Annotated in this window: 3 protein-coding genes; 2 read left to right on the top strand and 1 reads right to left on the bottom strand. The window is 64.8% G+C overall.

Going from position 1 to position 3602, the window contains the following annotated elements; all coding sequences use genetic code 11:
- Together Q8Q88_RS05075 and Q8Q88_RS05080 are read left to right on the top strand one after the other, a co-directional pair.
- Positions 1 to 428 (top strand): TadE/TadG family type IV pilus assembly protein (locus Q8Q88_RS05075; RefSeq protein WP_305674115.1); only part of this gene is annotated, 428 nt, incomplete at its 5' end.
- Positions 429 to 1264: 836 nt separating this feature from the next.
- Entirely contained in the window at positions 1265 to 1624 is a 360-nt protein-coding gene (locus Q8Q88_RS05080) for a PilZ domain-containing protein (protein ID WP_305674116.1), read from the top strand.
- Positions 1625 to 2143: 519 nt separating this feature from the next.
- Here the strand turns inward: Q8Q88_RS05080 and Q8Q88_RS05085 are convergent.
- Positions 2144 to 3602, bottom strand: a 1459-nt coding sequence (locus Q8Q88_RS05085) for a PAS domain-containing hybrid sensor histidine kinase/response regulator (RefSeq protein ID WP_305674117.1), incomplete at its 5' end; no start/stop codon positions are given.

The following is a 3602-nucleotide window of genomic DNA, read 5'->3' on the forward strand; positions in this document are numbered from 1 at the left end:
CACGACCACCGTCCGTGTCCGGTAGCTCTCGAAAGGGCCTTGGACTCGCGGGCGACGAACGCGGCGCGACCGTCGTGGAGTTCGCGATTGTCGCCCCGGTCATGCTGATGATGCTGTTTGGCATCTTCCAATTTGGCTGGATGCAGCACAGCCTGTCTAACGTGCGTCACGCCATGGACCGGGCCTCCCGCGCCATGGTGATCGACCCCGAGCTGACGCAACCGGCCCTCCAGGCCATCGTGACCTCGCATCTGGCCGGCGCGGCAAACCCCGATGTTACGGTGACCCTCACAAAGGTCGAGGTCGAAGGGGGTGAAATCGCCGATCTGAGCACGGCTTATGTCGTCGAGTTTGGTGTGCCAGGGCTTGCGACGTTCAGCGTCCCCTATAACGTCAAAGTCACCACGGTGCTGCGCGTCGCTCCGTAGCAGACCGCATGTCAGGCTTGGCGCCCGATCCGCCGGGCGTCGGTTACAATCGAGCGAAACAATAGCCACGTTCTCGGCTTGCGGCGGCATCGATGAGCGTCGCGCGAAACCCGCGCAGCGTGGGACGCCGCAGCCCGCCCATGCCCGTCTCCCGCCGCTCCAATCCGCACCTGCGCCGGGCGCCCGTCAGGACCGTCCACCTGACATCTATCCGACCCATTGGCGCGGAGAGCGCCCTCAGGCTGTGGCGCCAACAGTGGTTTCGAAGGATAGAATTCACTGGCGCGGCCGACTGACGAGCGTGCAGGAACTCGGCGGCCGAACTCGCCGAGCTGATCCCTTGAAGGCGCGGAGGTCGCAGTGAGGCCAGGGAAAGCGCCTATCCCGCTGACGGCGACGCCGACTGGCTCCCGTTCACCACCTCTCGATGCCGGTCGAGACCGCGGCGAGCGGAGCCCGCTCGTTTGTCGCGCGTCCTGAGTCTTTTCGCGCCGAGGTTGGGTGATCAAACGCGGCTTTGCGAATATTCGGGCGCCCGAGCCCTCGAGAAGACCTGAGACCCGCATTATCGAGGCGCTTCCAGTCGATTCCTGTCGCCGAAGGGCCGACGACCTGCTGGGCCAAGCGGCGGCGAACATGGCCGAACGCGGACGCCTGATCGATGAAGCGGCAACCTGGCGTCTAAAGGCTGTCGCCGTTGCGAGCGGCGGCCACCTCGGGGCCAAACCAAAAGCTTCTGATCTGGGCGGTGAATCGGAGGAACCGAGGGCCTAGAGGCGACCCTCTTGCGGGGGGCCGTAAAGCCCGCCTCAAGCTTTCAGCCCCATCCCGATCTCATGGTCCAGCGTCCGCCCCCTCCTGCCCAAGCCATCGACGCGGAACGCCGTGAAGAGCTCCGGCGAAGGGTTTTCTTGACCGGCATCTTGATTCACGGCCCCGCCAAGCTGACCGTCGACTGCACGATCCGTGACCTGACCGATTCTGGCGCGCGTGTTCGGCTGGGCGCTCCTGATGATCTTTCACAGCCGTTGATGTTGCTGATCTGTCGTTCGGGCGACGCCTTTGCGGGCGAAATCGCGTGGCGACGGGGCGATGAGATCGGGTTGTCATTCTCGCGCCAATGCGATCTCAACGCACCTCTAACGGGCCGGGCGAAGACCGGGCGGCGGCTTTGGATCGAACGAAGCGCGCGTTAAACGGCAAGGAAGCCGATATCTGCCGTGGAACACCGCCCCGCCGTACTTTCGCCTTGTGCATGGCATCGTGAAGCAACGACAACGAAGCGCGGACTTGACCCATTGCCACGTTTCGCCGTCAGCACTTCGGCTGACCTACACTTCGGCTCGGAACTTCAGCCTCGCGTTGCGTACGCTTCCTGCGGCGGGCGCCCGGCGGCCATGGACCGTACCGCGCGATCGAGAGCCGATAGGTCATAAGGCGCTGGGACTCTGCCGCCACGAGCAACAGACCCGCCAAGGTCTGCCGTTGTCCCCGCCTCCGCCAAGGACCGGCCAGCCTATCTGAAATAGGGTCGTGCACGCGCGGCTCATAAGGCGCGACGGGCGAACGCCGACATACCAACTACCGCTATGGCGGAATTCGACCTGATGGTTCCAGCGCCAACGAATGACGGCCATTGCAAACGCCCGCGCACTTACGCCAGTGCTGGCGGTCGCTGACGCCGGTGTTCTTGGCGCGCCAATGGCGCCGACGATCTAACCGAACCTTGCTGCGGCCACATCCCCCTCCATCAAGGCGGACTCCATGGCGTGGAACAGTGCAGCGGCCTCTATGGGCTTGGCGACAATGCCGTCCATGCCCGCGGCGCGGTAGGTCGAGACCTGGTGGGTCATCACATTGGCGGTGAGCGCGATGATCGGCGTTCGCCTGCGCCCGGTTTCCGCTTCACGCTGACGGATCGCGCGCGTCGCCGCCGGGCCGTCCATCACCGGCATTTGGATGTCCATGATCACCAGGTCCCAGTCTTGCGCCTCCCAGGCCGCTACGGCCTCTTGGCCGTTGCCGACGACGACCGGCTGGACGCCGACCTGCTGGAGCAGGGTCGTGAGCACCAGCTGATTGACCAGGTTGTCCTCCGCCGCCAGCACCCGAAGGTCGTTCAACTGGCTTTCGGATGGGCTCCCATCGACCTCGTCCGGCCTCTCGTTGTCGACCTTCGCCCGGAGCAACCGCAACGGCAGCCTCACCGTAAAGGTGGAGCCACGTCCCGGCGCGGTCTGCACGTCTATGGCGCCGCCCATTCGTCTGGCGAGTTCCTCGGTGATCGCAAGGCCAAGGCCGGTTCCGCCATAGCGGCGCGTCGTCGACCGATCGGCCTGGACGAACTTCTCGAACAGGGCGGCCGTTTGAGCGGCGTCCATGCCGATGCCCGTATCGACGATCGCGATCGTGAGCAGATCGTCTATCCGTGCCACCCTCATCTCGACGGCGCCCTGCTCGGTGAACTTCACGGCGTTCGACAGGAGATTGAAGATGATCTGCTTCACGCGGGTCGTGTCGCCGCGATAGATTCCCCGCGCCTCGGGCGCGAGATCGAACCCGAGCGCCAAATCCTTTCCGCTGGTCAGCGCCGAGAAGGTGGTCTGCGCCTCGCGCACGATCTCGACGATGTCGACCTCGCCGTCCTCCAGTTCGAGCTTGCCGGCTTCGATCTTGGCCAGGTCGAGCAGGTCGTTCAACAGCGTGAGCAGGGTCTCGCCGGACCTGCGTATGACCATCAGGCGTTCGCGTTGGGGGGCGGTGAGTTCGCCGGCGGCCATCACCTGCGCCATTCCGAGCACGCCATTCAAAGGCGTACGGATCTCGTGGCTCATGGTGGCGAGGAAATCGCTCTTGGCGTGGCTGGCCGCCTCCGCAGCATCGCGCGCATGGATCAGGTCGAGTTCCGTCCGTTTCCTTCGGGTGATGTCCTGCAAGGCGCCGACAAGATTGAGCGGGCGGCCATCCTCGTCGCGCGTCATCTCGCCGACCGCGAAGGCCCAGACTTCCTTACCGTCGGAACGGCATACGCGATATTCGGTGCGGTACGGTTCAACGCCCGCCTCGTAGCGCGACCAGGCCTCCATCGCCTTCGCGCGGTCCTGCGGATGCACGCCGTGATAGGCGTCACGCCACATCTGCTCGTAGGTGAGCGGCTGCTCGAAGAATGTCGAT

Origin of the sequence: Phenylobacterium sp. (assembly GCF_030697925.1) — a bacterium.
GTDB lineage: Bacteria > Pseudomonadota > Alphaproteobacteria > Caulobacterales > Caulobacteraceae > Phenylobacterium.